Annotated in this window: 13 protein-coding genes; 6 read left to right on the top strand and 7 right to left on the bottom strand. The window is 49.9% G+C overall.

Going from position 1 to position 21,114, the window contains the following annotated elements; genetic code table 11:
- The first annotated feature begins 255 nt into the window (after positions 1-255).
- The 3 genes from tsaD (at position 256) to CX664_RS09955 (ending at position 2,266) form a co-directional block, all read left to right on the top strand.
- Entirely contained in the window at positions 256-1,293 is a 1,038-nt protein-coding gene (gene tsaD, locus CX664_RS09965; RefSeq protein WP_101746592.1) for a tRNA (adenosine(37)-N6)-threonylcarbamoyltransferase complex transferase subunit TsaD, read from the top strand.
- A gap of 199 nt (positions 1,294-1,492) precedes the next feature.
- Entirely contained in the window at positions 1,493-1,861 is a 369-nt protein-coding gene (gene folB / locus CX664_RS09960) for a dihydroneopterin aldolase (protein WP_101746591.1), read from the top strand.
- Positions 1,862-1,867: 6 nt separating this feature from the next.
- The gene (locus tag CX664_RS09955) at positions 1,868-2,266 is read left to right on the top strand and encodes a 2-amino-4-hydroxy-6-hydroxymethyldihydropteridine diphosphokinase (protein ID WP_101746590.1); all 399 of its coding nucleotides are present in this window, start codon (positions 1,868-1,870) and stop codon (positions 2,264-2,266) included.
- Positions 2,267-2,357: 91 nt separating this feature from the next.
- Here the strand turns inward: CX664_RS09955 and CX664_RS09950 are convergent, their stop codons facing one another.
- Both CX664_RS09950 and CX664_RS09945 read right to left on the bottom strand, forming a co-directional pair.
- Positions 2,358-5,399: a hypothetical protein gene (locus CX664_RS09950; RefSeq protein WP_101746589.1), complete on the bottom strand. Its 3,042-nt coding sequence runs from the start codon at positions 5,397-5,399 to the stop codon at positions 2,358-2,360.
- Positions 5,400-5,612: 213 nt separating this feature from the next.
- The gene (locus CX664_RS09945; RefSeq protein WP_101746588.1) at positions 5,613-6,752 is read right to left on the bottom strand and encodes a tRNA nucleotidyltransferase/poly(A) polymerase-related protein; all 1,140 of its coding nucleotides are present in this window, start codon (positions 6,750-6,752) and stop codon (positions 5,613-5,615) included.
- A 288-nt stretch (positions 6,753-7,040) separates the two neighbouring features.
- Between CX664_RS09945 and CX664_RS09940 the strand changes: the two genes are divergently transcribed.
- Entirely contained in the window at positions 7,041-8,093 is a 1,053-nt protein-coding gene (locus CX664_RS09940) for a PLP-dependent cysteine synthase family protein (RefSeq protein ID WP_101746587.1), read from the top strand.
- Positions 8,094-8,166: 73 nt separating this feature from the next.
- Here CX664_RS09940 and CX664_RS09935 read toward each other — a convergent pair whose 3' ends face one another.
- A complete protein-coding gene (locus CX664_RS09935; RefSeq protein ID WP_101746586.1) occupies positions 8,167-9,486 on the bottom strand; it encodes a hypothetical protein in 1,320 nt (439 codons plus the stop codon).
- A 403-nt stretch (positions 9,487-9,889) separates the two neighbouring features.
- Here CX664_RS09935 and putA point away from each other — a divergent pair, with 403 nt between their 5' ends.
- Positions 9,890-13,069, top strand: coding sequence for a bifunctional proline dehydrogenase/L-glutamate gamma-semialdehyde dehydrogenase PutA (gene putA / locus CX664_RS09930; protein WP_101746646.1), 3,180 nt, complete (start codon positions 9,890-9,892; stop codon positions 13,067-13,069).
- A gap of 225 nt (positions 13,070-13,294) precedes the next feature.
- Here putA and pilB read toward each other — a convergent pair whose 3' ends face one another.
- The 4 genes from pilB to CX664_RS09910 all read right to left on the bottom strand — a co-directional run bounded on the left by pilB (position 13,295) and on the right by CX664_RS09910 (position 19,073).
- Complete coding sequence (gene pilB, locus CX664_RS09925) at positions 13,295-15,007, bottom strand: type IV-A pilus assembly ATPase PilB (protein ID WP_101746645.1); 1,713 nt, start codon at positions 15,005-15,007, stop codon at positions 13,295-13,297.
- A gap of 52 nt (positions 15,008-15,059) precedes the next feature.
- The gene (locus tag CX664_RS09920; RefSeq protein WP_101746585.1) at positions 15,060-15,266 is read right to left on the bottom strand and encodes a hypothetical protein; all 207 of its coding nucleotides are present in this window, start codon (positions 15,264-15,266) and stop codon (positions 15,060-15,062) included.
- 101 nt (positions 15,267-15,367) lie between these two features.
- Positions 15,368-17,311, bottom strand: a complete 1,944-nt coding sequence (locus CX664_RS09915) for a DUF1302 domain-containing protein (protein ID WP_101746584.1) — start codon at positions 17,309-17,311, stop codon at positions 15,368-15,370.
- Between the two features lie 403 nt (positions 17,312-17,714).
- Positions 17,715-19,073, bottom strand: coding sequence for an ankyrin repeat domain-containing protein (locus tag CX664_RS09910; protein WP_101746583.1), 1,359 nt, complete (start codon positions 19,071-19,073; stop codon positions 17,715-17,717).
- A 186-nt stretch (positions 19,074-19,259) separates the two neighbouring features.
- On the opposite strand from CX664_RS09910, the gene CX664_RS09905 reads away from it, so the two are divergent.
- Positions 19,260-20,585 carry a hypothetical protein gene (locus CX664_RS09905; RefSeq protein WP_101746582.1) on the top strand — a complete coding sequence of 442 codons (1,326 nt, stop codon included), beginning with the start codon at positions 19,260-19,262 and terminating at the stop codon, positions 20,583-20,585.
- The last annotated feature ends 529 nt before the right edge of the window (positions 20,586-21,114 follow it).

Raw genomic sequence — 21,114 nt, 5'->3', positions numbered from 1 at the left:
CGAATGCGATAAATCACCTCTGTGATTACCAGTATCGTGCTTTGAAAAGACAGGTCTTTACCCAAAGCAGTACGTTAATACTCACACTAACAGGACAGATTAGTCGCAGTTTTTCAAGGGCGCGAATTTTAAAGCTTATTCAGCAAAAATGCAAAAAACGCCCACTTAACGTATGATTCTTCCCCTTTATGAAATACCCGGATTCGGGAATTTCACTGACTCTTTTTTGCACACATTGTTTCACAGGTTGGTTGAATGATTGTTCTCGGGATAGAAACTTCCTGCGATGAGACCGGCATTGCCCTCTATGACAGCGGGAAAGGTCTGCTGAGCGATGCCCTGTTCAGTCAGATTGATATGCACATCGATTACGGTGGTGTGGTACCTGAACTGGCTTCCAGAGACCATATCCAGAGAGTATTGCCCCTGATTAACCAGGTGCTTGAGCAGGCAGGCATCAATAAAGATCAGATCGATGCCATAGCCTACACCCGTGGCCCCGGGCTGGTGGGGGCCCTAATGGTGGGCGCCTGTATTGGCAAGGCACTGGCCTGGGCCTGGGGCATTCCATCGGTGGGGGTTCACCACATGGAAGGTCATTTGCTGGCACCCATGCTGGAAGAAACACCCGTAGCGTTTCCATTTGTGGCGCTGCTGGTATCCGGTGGCCACACTCAGCTGGTGCAGGTGGCTGGTATTGGTCGTTACACCCTGCTGGGCGAGTCGGTTGACGATGCCGCCGGAGAAGCTTTTGATAAAGTGGCCGCGATGCTGGGTCTGGATTACCCTGGCGGTCCTGCCATTGCCCGGCTGGCAGAACAGGGGCAGGAAGGGCGTTTTCGTTTCCCACGGCCCATGACCGATCGCCCGGGACTGGATTTCAGCTTCAGTGGCTTGAAAACCTATACCCTTAATACCGTGGCAAAATGCCGTCAAGAAGCGATAGCCAAAGAGCCTTCGGATCAGGATCGTGCGGATATTGCCCGTGCCTTTGAACAGGCTGTGGTGGCAACCCTGACCATCAAATGTCGCCGTGCCCTGCAGCAGACCGGTATGAAGCAGCTGGTTATTGCCGGAGGCGTCAGTGCCAATCAGTCACTGCGGGCTGCCCTGGAATCCATGGTGGAAAAAGAAGGTGCGGTACTGCGTTATGCCCGCCCACAGTTCTGTACGGATAATGGTGCCATGATCGCTTATGCTGGCTGTCAGCGGCTGCTTGCTGGTCAGAGCGATGGGCCTGAAGTAGTGCCTGTGCCCCGCTGGCCTATGGAAGAGCTGGAGCCGGTTGGCTAGAAGCCTTTTAAAGAAGGGAACCACAAAGGCACGGAGGCACAAAGTTTTTGTTCTGATGTTACCTGTCGAGCAGGTCGCGCCCATCTTTACCTTTGTGCCTCTGTGTCTTTGTGGTTTGATGTTTATTAGCGACAACCTCTTTAGATTTCGTTTTCTGCGCCACTGTTTTCATGATTAAAAGAACGTGAGTGTGACTCCCATGGATAAAGTACGAATAGAAGCCATTGAAACCCGGGCGGTCATCGGTGTTTATGAGTTTGAGCATGAAGCACCGCAGCCATTGGTGCTGGACCTGGAACTGACGACTGATTTTACCCGCGCGTTCACCAGTGACGACTTGCAGGATGCGCTGGATTACGACGCTATTACCCGACAGGTCAGGGCATTTTGTGAGGCCTCCCGGTATCAGCTGATTGAGGCACTGGCTGGCGGTATCATCACTCAGGTGCTGGAGCATTATCCGGTGGATAAAGTGGCTGTCACCATTCGCAAGCCGAAGGCTTTGACCAATGCGCTTGCTACTGTCTGGTGTGAGCGAACCCGTACACAGATGATGGGACAGGAATAGCGGGCAGTGACTGTCTATGTGCTGGGTATTGGCTCCAATATTAACGCTGAGTATCAGTGTCGTCAGATGATCGCTGCGCTGGAGCAGCGATTTGGTAAGGTCAGGGTCAGTGAGCTGGTGACCACGAAAGCAGTTGGTCTTGAGGCTCCCGATTATATTAACGGGGTGGTTTGCGTTGAGTCAGATATGAGTGCTGAGACATTGCAGCAATGGTGCAAGAGGCTTGAAGAGCAACTGGGAAGGGATCGCGAACAGCACCTTTGTGCTGCGGATATTGACCTTTTGCTGGCGTTGGACTGTTCTGGTGCCCTTGCAGTGGAAAAGTTGATCGATCAGGTTCAAGAACCCTGGTTTCGGCCCCTGGTAACAGAGCTGTTAAACAGGAATCTGATTTCATCTGGTTAACGACTTAATTACCATAAAAAAAGGCCGTCTTGAAAAGACGGCCAGAGTATTCAGGGGTAAGCCTGAAAAAAACATGGCAAAAAGCCTGTGCTTATGTGCGAACTTGTTGAGCGCTCCTCTCCTCCCCTTTGGTCAAAGTACGTAATTGATCGTGAGCTACCATGCACTGCTCAGGTGTTCGAGCTTGAGGTAAAATGGTATGCTCAACCAAGGGCTCTTGGTCACTATATACGGAAGAAGCATCATCGTCGTCGTCATTAAGTACAGAAGCATTGTCAAACTGCGGTGCACTATCAATGCTGTGGCGGCGGCCATCAAGCTCAGCTTTTGTGGTTTCAACGAACCGACTGTTGGCGAGAAATTCTTCTGCCTCTGGCGAGTCATCGAAAATCTCCTCCAGCAGCAAACCTTGGCGCTCGGGATTAACTTGTACAGGCCTCACTGTTGGCTTTGTTCGCTGCAATTCAGAGAACCACTGGTCACTGATCTGCCTTAATTCGCTGATCTGCCGTTCTCGTTCCATCTGCCTGAAAAATTCTCTGGCCATGACAGTACGGCTTTTGCCATCGTCAGCCTCTGACTCTGAACTGTTCGCAGAGAATTCGAAGACATCACCATCGTCTGTAAGAGCTCTTGGTTTGCTGCTTTTTGCGTCCAGTAGCTCATTGTGAGAATGCACATTTTCCTCGGTCAGAGCGAAGAGTTTTTCTCCAATCGCGGCTGCCAGGCTGGCAGCTTGTTCCGGTGTTGGTTCAAAAGAAGCTTTGGGTTTAATGACAACAGGAACTTCTGGTTCAACAACGGGAACTTTGGATTCAACAACAGGAGCTTCCGGTTGGCTGACCAGTGCTCTGTTCTTGACAATGGTTTGGGACTTATCGTAGCCCTCATGCCTGCCATCAACGTCACTGTACTTAACCACCCAGTGGTTGCTGAGTCGGCCAGGTGCCTCTTCCCATTTGACCTTGCCATCACTGTCTTTCAGGACTTTGCCATTTTCATCTCTCTGGGCAACATAGCCTTGATAGGAAGCCTGGCTCATCTTGCTCCACTTCATGCCTTCCTGATTCTGGTAATCAGGGGCAGACACTCTTCCGTTGTAAGCCAGGGTCAGCTTCCTGTCAGGCGTGGGGATGATCACATCGTTCACCTGGGCGTACATGGTTTTATCGACACCAGTGACATTGCCGCCGGCATCTTTGGTGAAGATATCCAGGACGTTACCCTTGGCATCTTTGTAAACCCAGTTTTTCAAACGACCAATGTCCAGCCTGTCGCGTTTGTCTGATACCCTTTTATCGAAATCAGGATCTTGAGGGTCACGAACAAGTGCACCGTTTTTCCAGTCATCGATGTCTTGTGCACGGTGTTCCTGAAGGTTCGGGCACATCTGGTTCAGGTATTCAAGCTCTTGTTGGATCGAGGCCTTCTCGCACTCTTTGGCATAGATTGCCAGGTGGCGCTTGTTGATATCGATATCCTTTTGCTGATTGCTGATGAACTCATTTAATGACTTAACCGAAGACTGGTGTCCGCCTTCTTCTGCCTTCTTCAGATCTTTGTGCATTTCTCCAAGCGAGGATTCTAACTGTTTAACCCATGCCTGCACTTCCGCTTTATAGGCTTCAGGATTCGACTCTTTTTTGATGAACTTTTTGGTATCCCCGTTGTTCGGGTAGGCCGCATCAAAATCAGCCATCATTGTCGCCACGTCTTTGTCAAGCGTTTGTACTGCTGCGTGAAGCTTGGCGTGATATTGTTCTCTGACCAGCTTGAATGCTGCGATCACGTTCTCGTCAGTGCATTTAAATACAGGACGTTTGGGAGGCTCGCCAGGGTGAACAGGCGCTTTTTGATCAAGTGCTTTACCTTTCTTCGCCGCTTTCTGCTTGGCTTTCTGGTATTTTGCATCGTCCTTGATGAAGGCTGCCAATAACTGTTCGTAAGCTGCCATTTCTTTGTTGTAATCATACAGAGCGGTGGCCAGCGCAGGGTCGTTACCCAGTCTCATGGCTACTGATGCATGGTCAGCATCCAGTAAATGATCTACAACCTTACCGCCCGGGGTCTTCTCTTTAACTGTCACTGTTGCCCGACTATTTTCATCAGCTACAGTCAGGGTCCGGGTCGGGGTATAGTAGTACTTTTCACCGGTTTTTGGATCTTCGTGGAGCACTTTTTCTTTGTGCAGCTTCAGCTTCTCATCCGCCAGTTGCTTATTGAACAAGTGGTTGGCTTCAGCGCGAGCTTTTTGACTGTCTACCTTTTCTTGAACTTCCTTGTCGGTAACACCGAAGTGCTCGGCCAGCCTTGCGCAATGCAATTCCTCGCGAAGTTTGTTGTGCCGTTGCTTGGCCTCTGACATACAGAGCTTGTCAAATGCCTGATTTTTTTCCTGCTTGAGAGCATCCACAGCCTGCTGTGCAGCGGTTTTCTGCTCCAGCTTTCTGGCATTATACTTGGCCGGATGGAATACATAGAGTAACCCTTCGTAAGCAGGGGTAATCACGTAATCTTGCAGAGGTTTGGTAACAAATTTAACAGCGTTAAAGAGGAGCTTTAAGGGGGCAACAAGATATGAGCCCACGACTTTCAACTTCTCAATTACCCGCTCACTCAGGCTGAGCTTGTGAATGACAGTAATTGGCTGATCTTTTATTTCAGATTTTTTTTCAGCAGTTTTTTCAGCGGTTTTCGCTGGGTTTCCGGAAGTTTTTTCATCTGTTTTTGCTGGGTTTCCGGAAGTTTTTTCATCAGTTTTCGCTGGGTTTCCGGCAGCTTTTTCAGCGGTTTTCGCTGGGTTTTCAGCGACTTTGCCATCTGCGGTTTTTTCTACCGGGATCTTCTCAGCAGGTTTCACCGGAGCAGGCTCTGTCTGGACAGATTTTTGCGCAGACCTTGCCGGTGTGCCACCTATAGCAGCGATGCCTTGTTTAATTCTGTCAGACAGCTTAAAAGGTTCTGGCTGCCGCTGCGATGTTTGGGTTTGCTTGTCTACCCGGGTTGTTGTGGATGTTGCCACAGGCTGGCCATTAACAACCGCAGACGATTTGACGCCCGGTGGAGGCGGCGGTACCGGTGGGATGTGAGCCGTAGTTACCTGTGATGTTCCAACTGGACCTGTGTTTGCCATGGTTTATGTCCTTATTCAGTTTGTATGATTAATTACATCAATAAAGTATTGACTGAACATTTGGACACTTTATTTGGAGTTTTGTTCCAGTTTAATACTAATTAATGAAGTGTCAGTAACCAGAATGTGTTTTGGAATGCGTTAAGAGATTGAAATTACTATCAATAGCTCATAACGCTGTATCATAGATTGTTGGGGCTTTAATCGCTGATTTTATTCGTTAAGAAGTATTTTTGATTGAATTTGCTGAAGCCGCTTCTGTCTTAATGCTTCGCCGAGGGCTTTTCCTGTGATGTTTTCAGTCATCAAATCTCTGGCTTTAATGGATAAACAGCCAGTTAATAGTTCAATGATCTGGCTTTTTTTCAATTTAACTATTGCGCAGCTGTAGGAAAGAATCGTAATCAGGCTGATAAAGCGTTCAGGGCGGCGCAGGGCATCGGTGGCTTCAAACAGGGACATCAGGGACTCTGCATCGTTGCGGTGAATAACCGACGTAACGCTTTGGGCGTGCTCTGTGACCAGAAGGGCCATATCGGCATATTCTGAAGGTAATCGCATTCTGGATGAAACACCCTGAACCGTCAGTATGCCATTGGTTATTTCCGCTTCGGCCTGAGGCAGTAGAGGCGAGAACAGGCAGCCAAACCGGATCAGAGCAGTGCTGTTGTCCCGGGCGGCCATGTTGAGGTGCAATAAGGTCTGGTTATGAATCAGGGATCGGAACTCGGGCAGTACGGCTTTAAGAGCACCGCAGCTTTCCAGCGTTTGAAAGTAGACCGAAGGGCTTGGTTCCATCAAGGCCCTTGATGTTTCCTGCCACACTCTTTCGGGTACCAGATGGGATGCTTCGCCGTTATTCACCATGTTGCTCATTAATTCCAGCGTCTCTTCTGCCACCAGAAAGCCGAGGGGGGCAAGTCTCGCGGCGAACCGGGCAACCCTGAGGATTCTAAGAGGATCTTCCTGAAAAGCAGGCGATATGTGGCGAAGTCGGCGGTTTTTCAGGTCCTCCTGACCTCCATATGGGTCAATAATGTTCCCGTGCTGGTCCTCTGCCATGGCATTAATGGTTAAATCCCGTCTCAGTAAGTCTTCCTCCAGGGATATATCAACGGATGTGTGAAAGCTGAAACCCGCATAACCATGCCCGGTTTTGCGTTCCGTTCGGGCCAGTGCGTATTCCTCTTTGGTTTGCGGGTGAAGGAAAACCGGGAAATCCCGGCCAACCGGCTGATAGCCCAGATCCTTCATCTGCCCGGGCGTTGCACCAACGACAACCCAGTCATTGTCCTTAACAGGCAAACCCAGTAATTGATCTCTGACCGCACCACCTACCCGATAGACTTGCATAAACGAGGACTATTCCAGATATAAAAGTAAGAATTGTTTATAGCAAAATGGTGTATTTTTTTCTCTTTTTAAAATTTTATTTTAATTTTTTCATCTATAAGAGAATATTGTTTTATAAAAAGAGTTCTTTTGATGCTTTTTGAAATACTTTTCTCTGTTCAAAGCCATAAAATATCTTTAACAATGTGTTGGGTATAGAGGAAGGTACGAAAGCATTCATATCAATAGCGCCTGATGAGGCGTTTTTCCCACCCGATAAATTTATATGGACGGACTTGGGGGAAGGTCATGAGTGGTCATCAATGGGTTAATGAAGCCATCAGCAAAATTGAGGCGGATTTCCAGCGCAGTGCAGATACACATCTGATACGGCTTGAATTACCGGGAATCAACGGTGTCGAGGTGTATCTGAAAGATGAAAGCACGCACCCGACGGGCAGCCTCAAGCACCGTCTGGCGCGATCTTTATTTCTTTATGCCATCTGTAATGGTTGGGTTGATGAGAATACCACCATTATTGAGTCCTCTTCAGGAAGTACAGCCGTTTCTGAAGCCTACTTTGCCCGGCTGCTGGGCTTGCCATTTATCGCCGTAATGCCCAGATCGACCTCCATGCACAAGATACAACAGATCAGGTTTTACGGTGGTCAGTGTCACCTGGTCAATTGCTCCAGTGAGATTTATGCCGAATCCCAATGGTTGGCCAGGGAGCTGAATGGACACTATATGGACCAGTTTACTTATGCCGAGAGGGCAACAGACTGGCGGGGTAACAACAATATTGCCGATTCCATTTTTCGACAGATGCGGGCTGAGAAATACCCGGTGCCCAGCTGGATTGTCATGAGCCCGGGAACCGGAGGAACATCGGCCACCATTGGACGCTACATTCGATACCAAAAGCTGAATACCCGGTTATGTGTTGTGGACCCCGATCACTCTGTTTTCATGGACTACTACGCCAGTGGCGACTCAAGCCTGACGATTGACCAGGGCTCTCGTATAGAGGGTATTGGGCGGCCGAGAGTCGAACCATCATTTATTCCTGGTGTGATTGACGACATGCGTCGAGTGCCTGATGTGGCCGCTATTGCAACCATTCACTGGCTGGAAAGGATACTGGGTCGCAAGGCTGGCCCGAGTACCGGGACTAATTTATATGGTGCCTTGCAAATTGCTGCACAGATGAAGTCCGATGGTCAGGAAGGATCCATCGTTACCCTGTTGTGTGATCCGGGTGATCGTTATCTGGATACCTGTTATAACCCTGACTGGGTTGCTGCCCAGGTTGGGGATATACAGCCATGGATAGACGATTTATGTCGCTTGTGTGGCAAATAATACCAACCCTCCTAGGCTGCCTCCAAAATAAAACGGCCGCAGATGCGACCGTTGAGAGTTAAACGTCAGAAGATTAAACGTTGGTACCTCGCTGCCCGAGAGGTCCGTATTCCTCCTCCAATCCCCTGGCTTGAGCATTTAAGGCTTCACGAGCACCTTCAATTGCACCTCGTTTGGCCATTAAAAATACCTCCTGCATGGCATCCTGAAGTGAGGGAGACAGTCCGGATTGCTGGCCCGTTTGTTGAGTTCTGGATTGCTCACTGGTCCTGACCTCATTCGTTTGTTGGCTGGCCAGTTCTCCAGTTAACCGTTGCTGTGTTTCCGGTTTTGTAGAAGGTTGAAGGAACTCTTCGCATTTAGCGACTTGCTCGCGATGGAAATCAAGATCCCGGCGGGCATCGGCTTCCAGCCGATCCCTTGTAGGTCCCTGCTGGCCATAATGAGAAACACCTTCACCCACTAAGCTACGCATGTTTTGAATTTCGCTGTCAACTCTCTGTTCAAGAAATGAACGTTGTGGTGTTGGAGCAGACTCTTTGCTGTCAGGAGGAACGGAGCGGCTATCAAATTGAGCATGTTGAGTTGACCCGGTTACCGAGGTCTGAGGATGCGCCCCATAAGCTGGAGTCTGCACATTCCCGGGAGTTGCAGGTGTGTGCGTGGGAGCCGGGGTATATGGCGGCATTGCCGAACGGTGTGGGTCTTGTTGATGGCCTGTATGGGGTGATTGACTGCTCACTGGCTGATGGGCAGCGGGTGCAGGCGCGGGCGCAGGCGGTGCTGCAGATTGTTTCGCTCCCTGGTCAGGGGCTTTTTCCGGCGCTTTCTGCTCAGCACTCTTTTCCGAGTCAGGCGTTTTTCCTTTTTCAGCAGCTTGCTCTGATGATTTTGCTTCAGATGACTCCCGTGCATTCCTCGTATTCTTAAAGAAATCCCCCAAATTCAAGCGTTGAAAAAGGGTTTTACCGCCAGCTGATTTCTGTTCACCTTCGGCAGCTTTCTTTTCGCCTTCGGCAGCTTTCTTTTCACCTTCGGCAGCTTTCTTTTCACCTTCAGCAGCTTTCTGCTCGCCGTTAGTTTTAGCCTCTTCCGGAGTTGCAGGGGCAGTTTCTGCGGCAGTTGGCGCTCCCGCTGGAGATTGAGGCGTCATGTAACTGGTAGCAGGGTGCTGTGCAACAGAGCTGAAGGGGGGCTGACCGCCCTGTTGCTGATAGGGCAGGGCTGGAGCCCCTGTTCCGGAACCGTGTAATTGAGTTGCCGGATCATGTGTGCCGACATTATGCCCAACATAGTGGCCAGTCGGCCCGGATGGCTGTCCGGTCTGAAGCCCACCCGCTGCCGGTGGAGTGTAGATTGGTTGTGTGACCGATGGTGATAATGGGGTCGCCATTATTTAATCCTTGTTAAATTGATGGAGAAGTAGGGGGTTAAAAATTTTGCGGATCTCATTTTGCCGATATGGCGACAACATTCGACAAGTGGAAGTGTTATTGGTTCTATATCAATTAGTAATTATTTTTTTATAAAGATATACACTTTTTGGTGAACTATCGTAGGGTTTTATCAGTCTACAAAATGAGAATACATCCATGATTGATTCCGGGTGACCATTTAAGGAGTGTGGTCTCTGCTGCGAGTGCAGTAAACCTGGTATCGACGTGCAGAACTGGTGAGTATTATTCAAGTACTCAGGAAGAGCGATAGATATTCTAAATAACCAGTCAGGATCATTGGCTGCAGTCTGGTTGTTCATCCTGCACGCCCCAAATTGGAGAAAGGCAATGGAGAAGGGTATGTTCCAGGCGAAAGATGCATTCAACGAAGGTATTGTCCGGCAAAAGCCAGCTGAACTCTGGTCGATGATCTCTCCTCATTACTCCGTGGATGAGGCTTCCTGGTTACAGGAACTGGTGCAGATCCTGGATGAACAGTCCGGAGATTACCCTGAGACAGCCAGTCAGGCCACCAGAATGATTGAGCAGGTCAGGAGCAGTGACAATGGCATTCATATGATTGATGCATTGTTATTGCAGTACAGCCTGGATACCCGGGAAGGTATTTTGCTGATGTGCCTGGCCGAAGCCCTGATGCGCATTCCCGATGATCGGACTGCCGATGCCCTGATCCGCGACAAGCTCAGTGTGGCTGACTGGAAAAAACACCTGAGCCAAAGTGACTCTCTGCTGGTCAATGCCTCCACCTGGGGGTTGCTGCTGACCGGCAAGGTGGTCAACCTTGACGCCGGGGAAGATGGTTCTGCCGGAGGGGTTATTGGCAAACTGGTGAACCGGATGGGGGAGCCGGTTATTCGCCAGGCGGTTAACCAGGCCATGAAGATTATGGGGCGTCATTTTGTCCTGGGGCGGAATATTTCAGAAGCGTTAAAGAATGGCCTGAAACAACGGGAAAAGGGGTACACCTACTCTTTCGATATGTTGGGAGAGTCTGCCCTGACCATGGAGGATGCCCGGCGTTATCACGATGAATACCTGGCGGCGATCAGAGCGGTTGCTACGGAACCTGATCACGAAAACTCCCCCCGTGCCGGCATTTCCATCAAGCTCTCTGCGCTTCATCCGCGCTATGACGTGGCCCATAAAGCGCGGGTTTTCCGGGAACTGGTACCTGCACTGGTGGATCTGGTGCGCGAAGCCAGGGCGGGCAATGTAGCTATCAATATGGACGCTGAGGAACAGGATCGTCATGAGCTGTTTCTGGAAGTGTTTGAGCGGGTTTACCGACACCCGGATTGCCGTGGCTGGGGTGGGCTCGGTCTGGTGATCCAGGCGTACGGCAAACGGGCACTGCCATCGTTGTGCTGGCTTGCTGCCCTGGCCCGTGAGCAGGGAGACCGCATCCCGGTTCGGCTGGTAAAGGGAGCTTACTGGGACAGTGAAGTAAAGCTTTGCCAGCAACAGGGGCTGAGCGGTTATCCGGTTTATACCCGCAAGGAAGCGACAGATGTTGCCTACCTGGTGTGCGCCAGGTTTCTGTTATCCGAGCCTGTCAGGTCGGCGCTCTACCCTCAGTTTGCCAGTCATAATGCCCACACTGTTGCCAGTATTCTTACCATGGCAGAACGTGAAGGTGCCGCTGATTTTGAGTTCCAGCGCCTCCACGGTATGGGGGATGCACTCTATAATTTCATCCTGAGTGACCATCGTCGTCCGGTGCGTATTTATGCGCCTGTTGGCAGTCATAAGGATCTGCTGCCTTATCTGGTTCGTCGTTTACTTGAGAATGGTGCCAATTCCTCCTTTGTTCACCGCCTGGTGGATGCGAAAACCCCGGTTGCTGCGCTGGTTCAGCATCCGGTGGAGACGTTGACAGGCCGGGTTTGTTTGCAGAACGACCAGATCCCGTTGCCACCGGCTATTTACGGCCGGTCACGGAAAAACTCACTGGGTGTGAATGTGGATATTGACAGTCAGTGGCAGCCATTTCAGCAAAAAGTACAGAGCTTTATGGGGCATAAATGGACTCAGGGGCCATGGATTGATGGTCAGCTTGTACCGTCAACAGAGACCTCTGAAATAACCTGCCCCTATGACCGCTCTCAGATTGCAGGCCACTTGGGATGGAGTGATGAAACCCAGACCGGTACGGCCATTGGCATTGCTGAAGCGGCCTTTGAACGCTGGAATTCCACACCCGCAGAACAGCGGGCAGACTGTCTGGAGAAACTGGCAGACTTACTGGAGGAAAATCGTGAGGAGCTGGTGGCCCTGTGCCATCAGGAAGCTGGCAAAACCGTGCACGATGCCATTGATGAAGTGCGGGAGGCGGTGGATTTTTGCCGCTATTACGCAGGTCAGGCCCGGGAGCGGTTTTCATCGTCCATCATGATGCCGGGGCCCACGGGGGAGTCTAACGAGCTGCGGCTCTGTGGGCGCGGGGTTTTTCTCTGTATCAGCCCCTGGAACTTTCCCCTGGCTATTTTCCTCGGGCAGATTACCGCAGCGCTTGGTGCCGGGAATACGGTGATTGCCAAACCTGCTGAGCAGACCGGCCTGATTGCAGGCAGGGCAGTTGAACTGATGCTGGCAGCGGGTATTCCCGGGGATGTGATTCAATTATTGCCCGGCGAGGGTGCCACGGTGGGTCGTCAACTGGTGGCTGATGCCCGGATTGCCGGTGTCGCTTTCACCGGCTCCACGGAAACCGCCCGGTTGATTAATCAGACGCTGGCGAATCGCCCTGGCGCGATGATACCGCTGATTGCTGAAACCGGTGGTCAGAATGCCATGATCGTCGATTCCACCGCACTGCCTGAGCAGGTGGTAAATGATGTTCTTTTGTCCGCCTTTGGCAGTGCCGGGCAGCGCTGTTCAGCGCTCAGGGTACTTTATGTGCAGAAAGATATTGCTGACCGGGTGATCGCTCTGTTGCAGGGGGCAATGAAGGAGCTGTCTATCGGTAACCCGAGTTTTCATTCTACCGATATTGGCCCGGTGATTGATGAAAAGGCTCGCCAGTCACTACAGGCACATATCCAACGAATGAAACAAGAAGCCAGGCTGCTGTTTGAATGCCAACTGCCAGCAGATTGCGCTAACGGCAGCTTTGTTGCGCCGGTTGCCTTTGAAATTGACCATATTGGCCAACTGGAGAAGGAGCACTTCGGCCCTGTTCTCCATATGATTCGTTACGATGCAAAAGCGTTACCTGAAGTGATTAAGCAGATCAACAGTACCGGGTATGGCCTTACCCTGGGAATTCACAGTAGAAACGAAGTGACGGCGACGTTTATTGAGCAGCGGGTCAAGGTAGGTAATATCTATATCAACAGGAACCAGACTGGCGCTGTCGTCGGTGTTCAGCCATTTGGTGGCCAGGGGCTGTCAGGCACCGGTCCAAAAGCGGGTGGGCCAAACTACCTGCAGCGGTTTGCAACCGAACAGACGTTGTCGATCAATACCACGGCTGTTGGCGGAAACGCCACGTTGCTGTCTTTGGGAAGTGAGTCTCTGTAAGCGGCGAAAGCCCTCGTTCACATGCTATGAGGGTGTTGCGAAAGGCCTCAAAAAGCCTTGAACCACAAAGGCACAAAGGCACAAAGTTTTTTGGGTTTGCCTGAGCTGCGCTCAGCAAACAAAAAAGGCTTCCTTTGTGTCTTGGTGTCTTTGTGGTTCAATGCTTTTATACCTCCCGCAACACCCTCAAGGACCGTGGAGTAGCGAAAAGCCAGCAGCGCCTGGTTAATCCTGTGTTACCCGGTTGACCTCTTCAAGGCTGGTAACCCCTTGCAGTGCCTTCAATAGCCCCGATTGGCGAAGGTTGTTAAAGCCTTCTTTCTGGGCCTGTTCCGAGATTTCCAGGGAGTTACCTTCGGCCATAATGATCTGCTGCATACCTGGGGTGATCGACACTACCTCATAAATACCCACACGACCTTTGTAGCCACTCTTGCAGCTGTCACAGCCTTTAGGGCCAAAAATCTCGGCGGAGTCCGCCTGCGCTTCGGTAAAGCCCTCTTCCAGCAGTGTTTCTTTCGGGATTTCAACCTTTACCTTGCACTGGCTGCACAGTCTTCGTGCCAGACGCTGGGCAATAATCAGACTGACCGAGGTTGCGATGTTAAATGATGGCACCCCCATGTTCTGCAAACGGGTCAGGGTCTCTGCCGCACTGTTGGTGTGCAGGGTGGACATCACCATATGGCCGGTCTGGGCCGCCTTGATGGCAATATTGGCGGTTTCCAGGTCCCGTATCTCACCCACCATGATGATATCCGGATCCTGACGCAGGAAAGCCCGCAACGCCTGGCTGAAGTCCATACCCTGTTTGGGATTGACGTTAACCTGGTTAATACCTTCCAGGTTAATTTCCACCGGGTCCTCCGCGGTGGATATGTTTCGCTCATTGGTATTGAGAATATTCAAACCGGTATAGAGCGATACCGTTTTTCCCGAACCGGTGGGTCCGGTAACCAGAATCATGCCCTGTGGCTGGTGCAGGGCGGTCATATACATCTCTTTCTGCTCTTCTTCGTAGCCCAGGGCATCAATCCCCATTTTGGCGCTGGAAGGATCGAGGATACGAAGTACGATTTTCTCGCCCCAGAGCGTCGGCAGCGTGTTGACCCGAAAGTCGATGGCCTTGCTTTTCGACAGCTTCATTTTTATCCGGCCATCCTGAGGCTTTCTGCGCTCGGAAATATCCATGGCCGACATGATCTTCAGTCGTGAAGCAATCCTGGACCCGAGGCTGACCGGGGGACGATTGACTTCATGGAGCACGCCGTCGGTTCTGAAACGAACCCGATAGGTTCTTTCATAGGGCTCAAAGTGCAGATCCGATGCACCGCCTTTGATGGCGGACAGCAGCATTTTATTGACGAACTTCACCACCGGCGTGTCATCCTCTCCGTCGCCGCCGGAGGTTCCCAGGGCATCATCTCCTGAATCATCAACCGCACTGACTTCAAGATCTTCAAGACCGACCATCCCATCGTCGTCGGCAAACATGCCACCGGTATCATCCAGGGCAGTATCAATCATTTTCTCTAGAATTTCGGGCTCCGACAGGACCGTATGAATGGTCAGGCCGGTATTAAAGCGGATTTCATCCAGACCCTGAAGGTTGGACGGATCAGAAACGGCGGCAAACAGGTGTGAGCCCCGCTTGATCAGCGGCAGCACATTGTGCTTTCGCATCAGTTTTTCTTCGACGACGTCTTTGACGAAATGCTCTTTGTCAAAGGCTCTGAGATCGATCACTGGCAGGCCAAACTCTTCGGCAGTGGCGAGCGTCAGGGCATTACCGTTGACCAGTTTTTTTTCCAGCAGATATCGGGCGAGCGGTTTGTTGGCCTTGGCTGCAGCGGCTTCAGCGTTGTGAATGTCGGCCTCTTCCATCAATTGATCGGCCAGCAGGCGGGCAGCCAGCCCGGTCAGAGGTTTGTTTGCCATAACCTGTTTCTGTCCCTGGATATTGAATTCATTGTCAGGGCCTGATGATGTTTCACTGAACTGGCAACGGGGCATCAGCAGGCTCTTTGTAATATATCAGCATAAATGGCGGATGGTTAAGGGTGGTTTTGTGCGGGGGGATTTTATCGGCCTGGGTTTTTGCCGGGAATCGTCGGGATTTTATCGGCTTTGGTGTTGGCTGGGTATCGTGGGGCTTTAATGGGGGGGCACGGTTGATGGGGTTATCAATGATGCCCAAACTCCGTTCGTCCTGAGCGGAGTCGAAGGGCGCTCAGGGTGAACGGAGATTGTACACATCAAACTCATTGAAATGGTGGACTGGAGACTGTGGGAACCAGGCTAGAAGGTATAACCAACCGTTCCGGTAATGGTGCCTTTACGCAGAACGTTGTCGGCATCGCCACCCCAGGTCACTTTGGCCATCATATCGTCGTATTTGGCGGTCAGGCCCATGTTGATCCTTTTCTCGCCTTCTTCAAAGCGACCAGTAAAATGGGAGTTGCCATTAACGTCATGAGTAAAGCGGAAAGTGGACTCAAGGTTCAGGCCTTGCATTGCGACATCATTCCAGTTGGCACCAACCATCATGTTGTAGCCCCAGCTGTTTCGGTCGAGGCGTTCTTCCGCATTGATGCCTGATTCAGCGCCTTTTCCTAAGATTTTGCCATAGTATTCATCCTTCAGACCCGCTACTTGCTCAAACGCAGCTTCAGCAACAACGTACATCAGGTCTGTGCCAAGAACGGCACCAAATGGTTGGATGACAGATAAGGAGGCATCCCACATAGGAACTCTTTCAATGTTTTGATGCCACTGATCTGTACTCGCCATAGCACCGGTTGACTTTGAAGCCTCAAAGTCCAGACCGTTAGCAATTTTTATAAGAGCATCCGAAGCACTGCCAAGGATATCGTCTGGATGATCAAGCCAGATTGGTGCATTTTCTCTATAGGTGATTTCACCGGCAATTTGTGTATAGCCCCAGACTTTAGTATTAAAGCTGGCACCCCAGAGTTTAATGTCTTCCGGGTAAATCACTCGGGCATCAACTCCATTGGCAAGCATATTAAGAGTTGCAATGCCACCCGCAAGTCCTTGAGCTGCAGCGGGTCCTCCTAGTAATGCATTTCCGCTAACTGTTGTAAGTAAACTATTTATCGCTCCTGCAGCTGAGTTTGCAATATCAAAGCCTGTCATTGGGTCGAAACCGCCAACTAATCCAATGCCACGTGCAGTTTCGCTTTGAGAAACTTTAGCTTCAAAGAACGGAAGGCTTGAATGGTAGTTTGCGTAATATAAAGCAAATTCTGTATCAGGTAATGCCTCTGGCGTGAAGGTAAACTTCACTCCCCACTGGCCAGAATCCCTGGCTGCTTCGACACCGCCTACATTTGCCACCTTTCCATAGTCGGCAGCTTGCAGGATACCAGCTTGCTCCAATACAGCATCCTGGCCTTTCAGCCCGAAGTCCGCCAGTTCATAGTAGGCAAAATCAGAACCGGGAACAAAGAGATCTGAGCCAGAACCGTAAGTACCACGCCCTAACATAATTGAACGTTCCCAATCATATTGGGCAAAGGCTGACAGTTTCATTTCATCATTGAACTGGAGATCGGCCATCAGCATGCCCTGGGCAATGTTCAGATCGCCATCAGAGCCAGGAAGAGAAGAGAGTGCAACATCATAGGCGTTCAGATCTCTCAAACCACCTGCGTAGAAAATGGATTCCCCCCAGTTATGGGTCTGATCACCCAATTTAAGACTGAGTTTCTGACCGCCTTCAAATGTCCAGTCACCGTATAAATAAGCGCTTTGTAACTTGACCCCCCGGCCTTGATTATCTTTTACTTCATCAGACCAGCCGTTAAATGTTCCAGTCTCATCGTCGAAGCCTTTTGCAACATCCTTAGCGTTATTGGACTCCCACTTATTGCTGCCATTCATCAGTACATGGTCGTAAAAAGCCGTAGCACGACCATAGAAACCGTAGTTATCTTTTTTCAGGTCCAGCTCAGAAGTCAGCTTGAGAGCCTTGCTAACAAAGCCTTTATCAAAAGAACGATCACCGTCGTTCTCATTTTTCTCAGAGCCATCTGGCGTTTCATAGCCTTCAAGATCGTACTTGGCCCCCAAAGTAATTGTGGTATTGAGAGTCCCCTGCACTTCACCATCCATTGCCTCAAACTCATAAGCCTGGGTAGAAGCAGCGAAAAGCAGTGTACCGGATAAGACAAAACCAGCGGTTGCAGGTGCGAGCTGCAGTCGTTTTTGTGGTGTCAACATGAGATGGTGTGTCCTTGCCGTTTATTATTAGAGTTATTTTTTCCACCAATGGAGCATTCTAACGGCGCTGTAGCGCTGGTAACCCGGATTCCTTTACAGCCTTGGAACACCTGATAATAGTCCCCACTATCATCGGCTACCTGACCATATTTTGCACCGCAGTTGGCTATATATACGACGATGTTTAGAAAGTGCTCTTGGTATTATTTTTATTGTTCTGTGTTTCGGCCTGTCTATTTGTACTAAAGAGCATAGTGGTATGCAAGAAATTTATACCCGGTCTGGTCATTTCCTTCTTGATCTTTTTCCCCTTTTTTTTACAGGGTTTTTCTTCCTGTCAGAGCGAGCTGTCTGGTGGTCACCTGTGATGCGACAACGAGTACATGGTTTTCATCAGAATTCACTATCTGTCAGAGATGAATTTTTCGAATTTTCCGGGAAGATTGAGGTCCTTGATGCTTCTGCGGATTGGGAAATTCAGTTCGGGACGAATGACGGCACGGCATACGTTCTGAAGTGTTGGCACTGTGTCTGCCCTGCTGGCCAGCTTATCCAGTAACCTCAATAGATTCTCCATTGATTTCCGCTGCGCAAACGTGCAACCGGACCCCAGTTTTTTTTGAATATCTGAACCATCGGCTGCTAATTTTTCCAGATATTGTTGGTATCTTTGCCGGAGTCTGGTGTGTTTTACTGAGTTTGTTGGGGCTACCAGAAGGGTCTCTAACATTAATTCTAACGGTTCAATGAATTCAGCTAACTCTGTCGTATCGATGGTCATTGGGTCGGCACCGCTTTCCAGCAGTGTTTGAATCATTGATTTTCTGATGTTTGCGCTTTCTTCTTTATCTGTGCCTTTATACAGCAGGGTAAACCTTAATGCCGTCATCCTCTTGCACTCGCCCTTGTAGGACCAGGGCCCGGTAGTCATGTTGGGGTTGGCGTTATGAAGCAACAGGGCTTCCAGCAGATCGGACTGTCCCGCTTTTGCCGCCATGTGAAGCGGCGTCATGCTATCACCGTGATGACCGGCATCAGGAGTGGCCCCCAGTTCCAGTAGCTTGAAGCAGACATCCCACTGCTGGCGGTTTGAGACGATGGTCAGTAATGTTTGTTGTCCGGAATCACTGTCAAATAATTTATCCTTACAGCGGTAGGCTTTATCAAAAAAATAAATCAGTTCCCTGGTACTGATGGGCAGCATGGTAGGGACAAATGCTGTATCTCTGGGCTGTAAAACATGTTTTTCAACCAGAGACTTAAGGTATTCAATTTCGGTCGTGTTAGCCGGTTCTTCTGAACCAAGAACAGCTATCCCGGTTACTTCTTTTTTCTTTGGCGAATGATCTGCTTCAGCAATCTGATATTTGTACTTCATTGTTTTGGTGCTGATTACCAGTCTGTCTCCATCTTTCATTTCACTTCTGAACATGGGAAAAACGCTTGAGGGAATGATTATCTTGGCATCTTTAGCGATGTGGTAATCATAGGGATTATTGCTACTGGTGCCGTCATAGATGACTGAATTTAAAGTACCCGTTTTAGTCATATACAGGTGAGGGGGGTGATAGATCGCCCGAACGGATACACCGTTGAGAGTGGTTTTAAGGCCTGCTATATCCGGGATGAATTCACTGTCGTCGGATGCAAATCGTTTATGGTCATAATGTTTTTGATGAGCACCATAAACCCTGTCAACAGAGTCAGAGAGGAAGATGGGTTTGGTTAAATACATACGGGTAACTGGGGATTTTTCGGCCATTCAGTGATTGATCAGATAATGCCATATATATCCAATCACCAAATAACTTAGGCCATAAAACTGTTTTAAAGTTCCGTACTTTTTTTCCTATTGTGTTGTCGATAGCTGATTGCCATCAACCCGTCATTATCGTTATGGTATACGCGCAATAAATTTAATAAAAACGTTACTTTACCGAGCCTGCCTATGCGTACCTTATGTTTTCTGCTGTCTTTGCTGATCTCTGCCCAGGCGTTTTCCTGGTCCAACCACACTCTGGTCACTCACCAGATGCTGGCGACACTGCCGCCGGTTCGGGATGCTGCCCCGGTGACAGTGGAAAGTCTGGAAAGCTTTCTGCTGGCTAATGAAGAGGCGCTGGAAGCGTTTCTGGATCAGCAGGAGCAGTGGATGCAGGAAAATTTATGGCACTATGCGCCCCGTCCGCAAGATCTGGCCTTCAGGGCCACGGGCAGCAAAGACGATATTCGTACCCGCTTTGCCCATGCCATTCGTGTTAACCCAAATACCAAATGGCCTCTGTATTTACAGCTTCTTCCCGGGGAAAAACGATTGTCTCCACCCATTAAGCCGCAGTCTGTGAGCACTCTGAAGAATTTTGATCATCTGGTGTCTGTGCAGTTGGTTCAGCTGCAACCGGGGGATAAGGCCTCAGCCATTGATATCGTCACAACGGCCACGGACGAACCGGATCACGGGCTGGATATAGGCCTGTTTACCGACAGCAATACCGACTACGGCAAGATCTATGGGTTTGGTAAGCAGCCGTTTGGTAATCCAAACCTGGAATATGGTACACAGGCACCTTTCCATATGGGCTTTTACCATGAGTCATCGGTGCTTTATGCCCTGGGTGGTTTTTTAAAGCAGACGTATCCGGAGTATCGCATCCAGTCCTTTAAGCAGCTTTCCGAGTTTGCCTTCAGTCAGGGGCATGATTACTGGGGATGGCGTTTTATGGGATGGGGGCTCCACTATCTCAGTGATTTTTCCAACCCGTATCATGTGATGCCGGTACCGGGCAATAATACCGTGGCAACCCTGTGGGTTGGTTTAATGAATCTTGTGGGTTTCCCACAAGGGCAGAAAGAGGCGATCCAACTGGCATCCAACCGGCACACAGTCCTTGAAGATTTTCAAAGCCAGGTGATGAGTCAGGCTTATGCAGAGAAAAACCAGCAACACCCGACCATTCAGGCATTAACGAGACAAACAACCGCCAGAGTTTATGAGGATGATCATATTGTTACGGTCATTTCCAGGCAGGCTTATGAGAAAGCTCATGATATTCACGAGGTGCTGGAGCAGACCATGCCGGAACACTACGTTGATGATCCCATGGTGGAATATTCTGAACTGAATAACAGATCTTCGTTGCAGGCAACGGTGTTAAAGACTTCCGGGGAGGATGGCTATAACCGGCTGATAGCGGTTATCACCGATTTGCTGGGTGGGTTTTCTGAGAATGGCGCTTCCTATGTGGAGGCTATTCTGTCTGCCAATACACGCTAGTGCAGAAAAGCGTTAATGCCCGTACACCCCGTTCATCCTGAAGCTTGTCGAAGGATGGTGCCACCGTACTTCGACAAGCCCAGAACGAACGGTGTGGGTATCAACGTTTAGGAATTGTCTTTTAATAAGTTCCCGATTTCCGTTCACCCTGAGTGCTGAGCTTGTCGAAGTATCGAAGGGTCGTGCCACCGAACTTCGACAAGCTCAGTCCGAACGGAGTCAGGCAATGAAAATAGGGAAGTTATTTCCAGACAACTCCTTAGCTGCACTAGAACGATCAGCCCAGGTTGGATTGAGTCGGCAGATATTTATCCCTATAACATCGGTGAGTTTTATACCGTTGCCACCTCCGGGGCCGCTGTCCTTCCATTGATCCATTCAATTGGAAGGACAGCTTTTATCAGAAATGCTGCAAAGATTTCAAATAATGTGAAAATCACGGAACGTTCTTGCAAAGTCATAGTCCAACCTGACTAATCGATCAGAAATTTTTGAAACATCTGCTCTACTACATTAACAATAATTGAGT

This window comes from Endozoicomonas acroporae, from assembly GCF_002864045.1.
Taxonomy (GTDB): domain Bacteria; phylum Pseudomonadota; class Gammaproteobacteria; order Pseudomonadales; family Endozoicomonadaceae; genus Endozoicomonas; species Endozoicomonas acroporae.
Note: the sequence above shows the minus strand (reverse complement) of the source record. Positions and strands in the feature narration are given on the sequence as shown.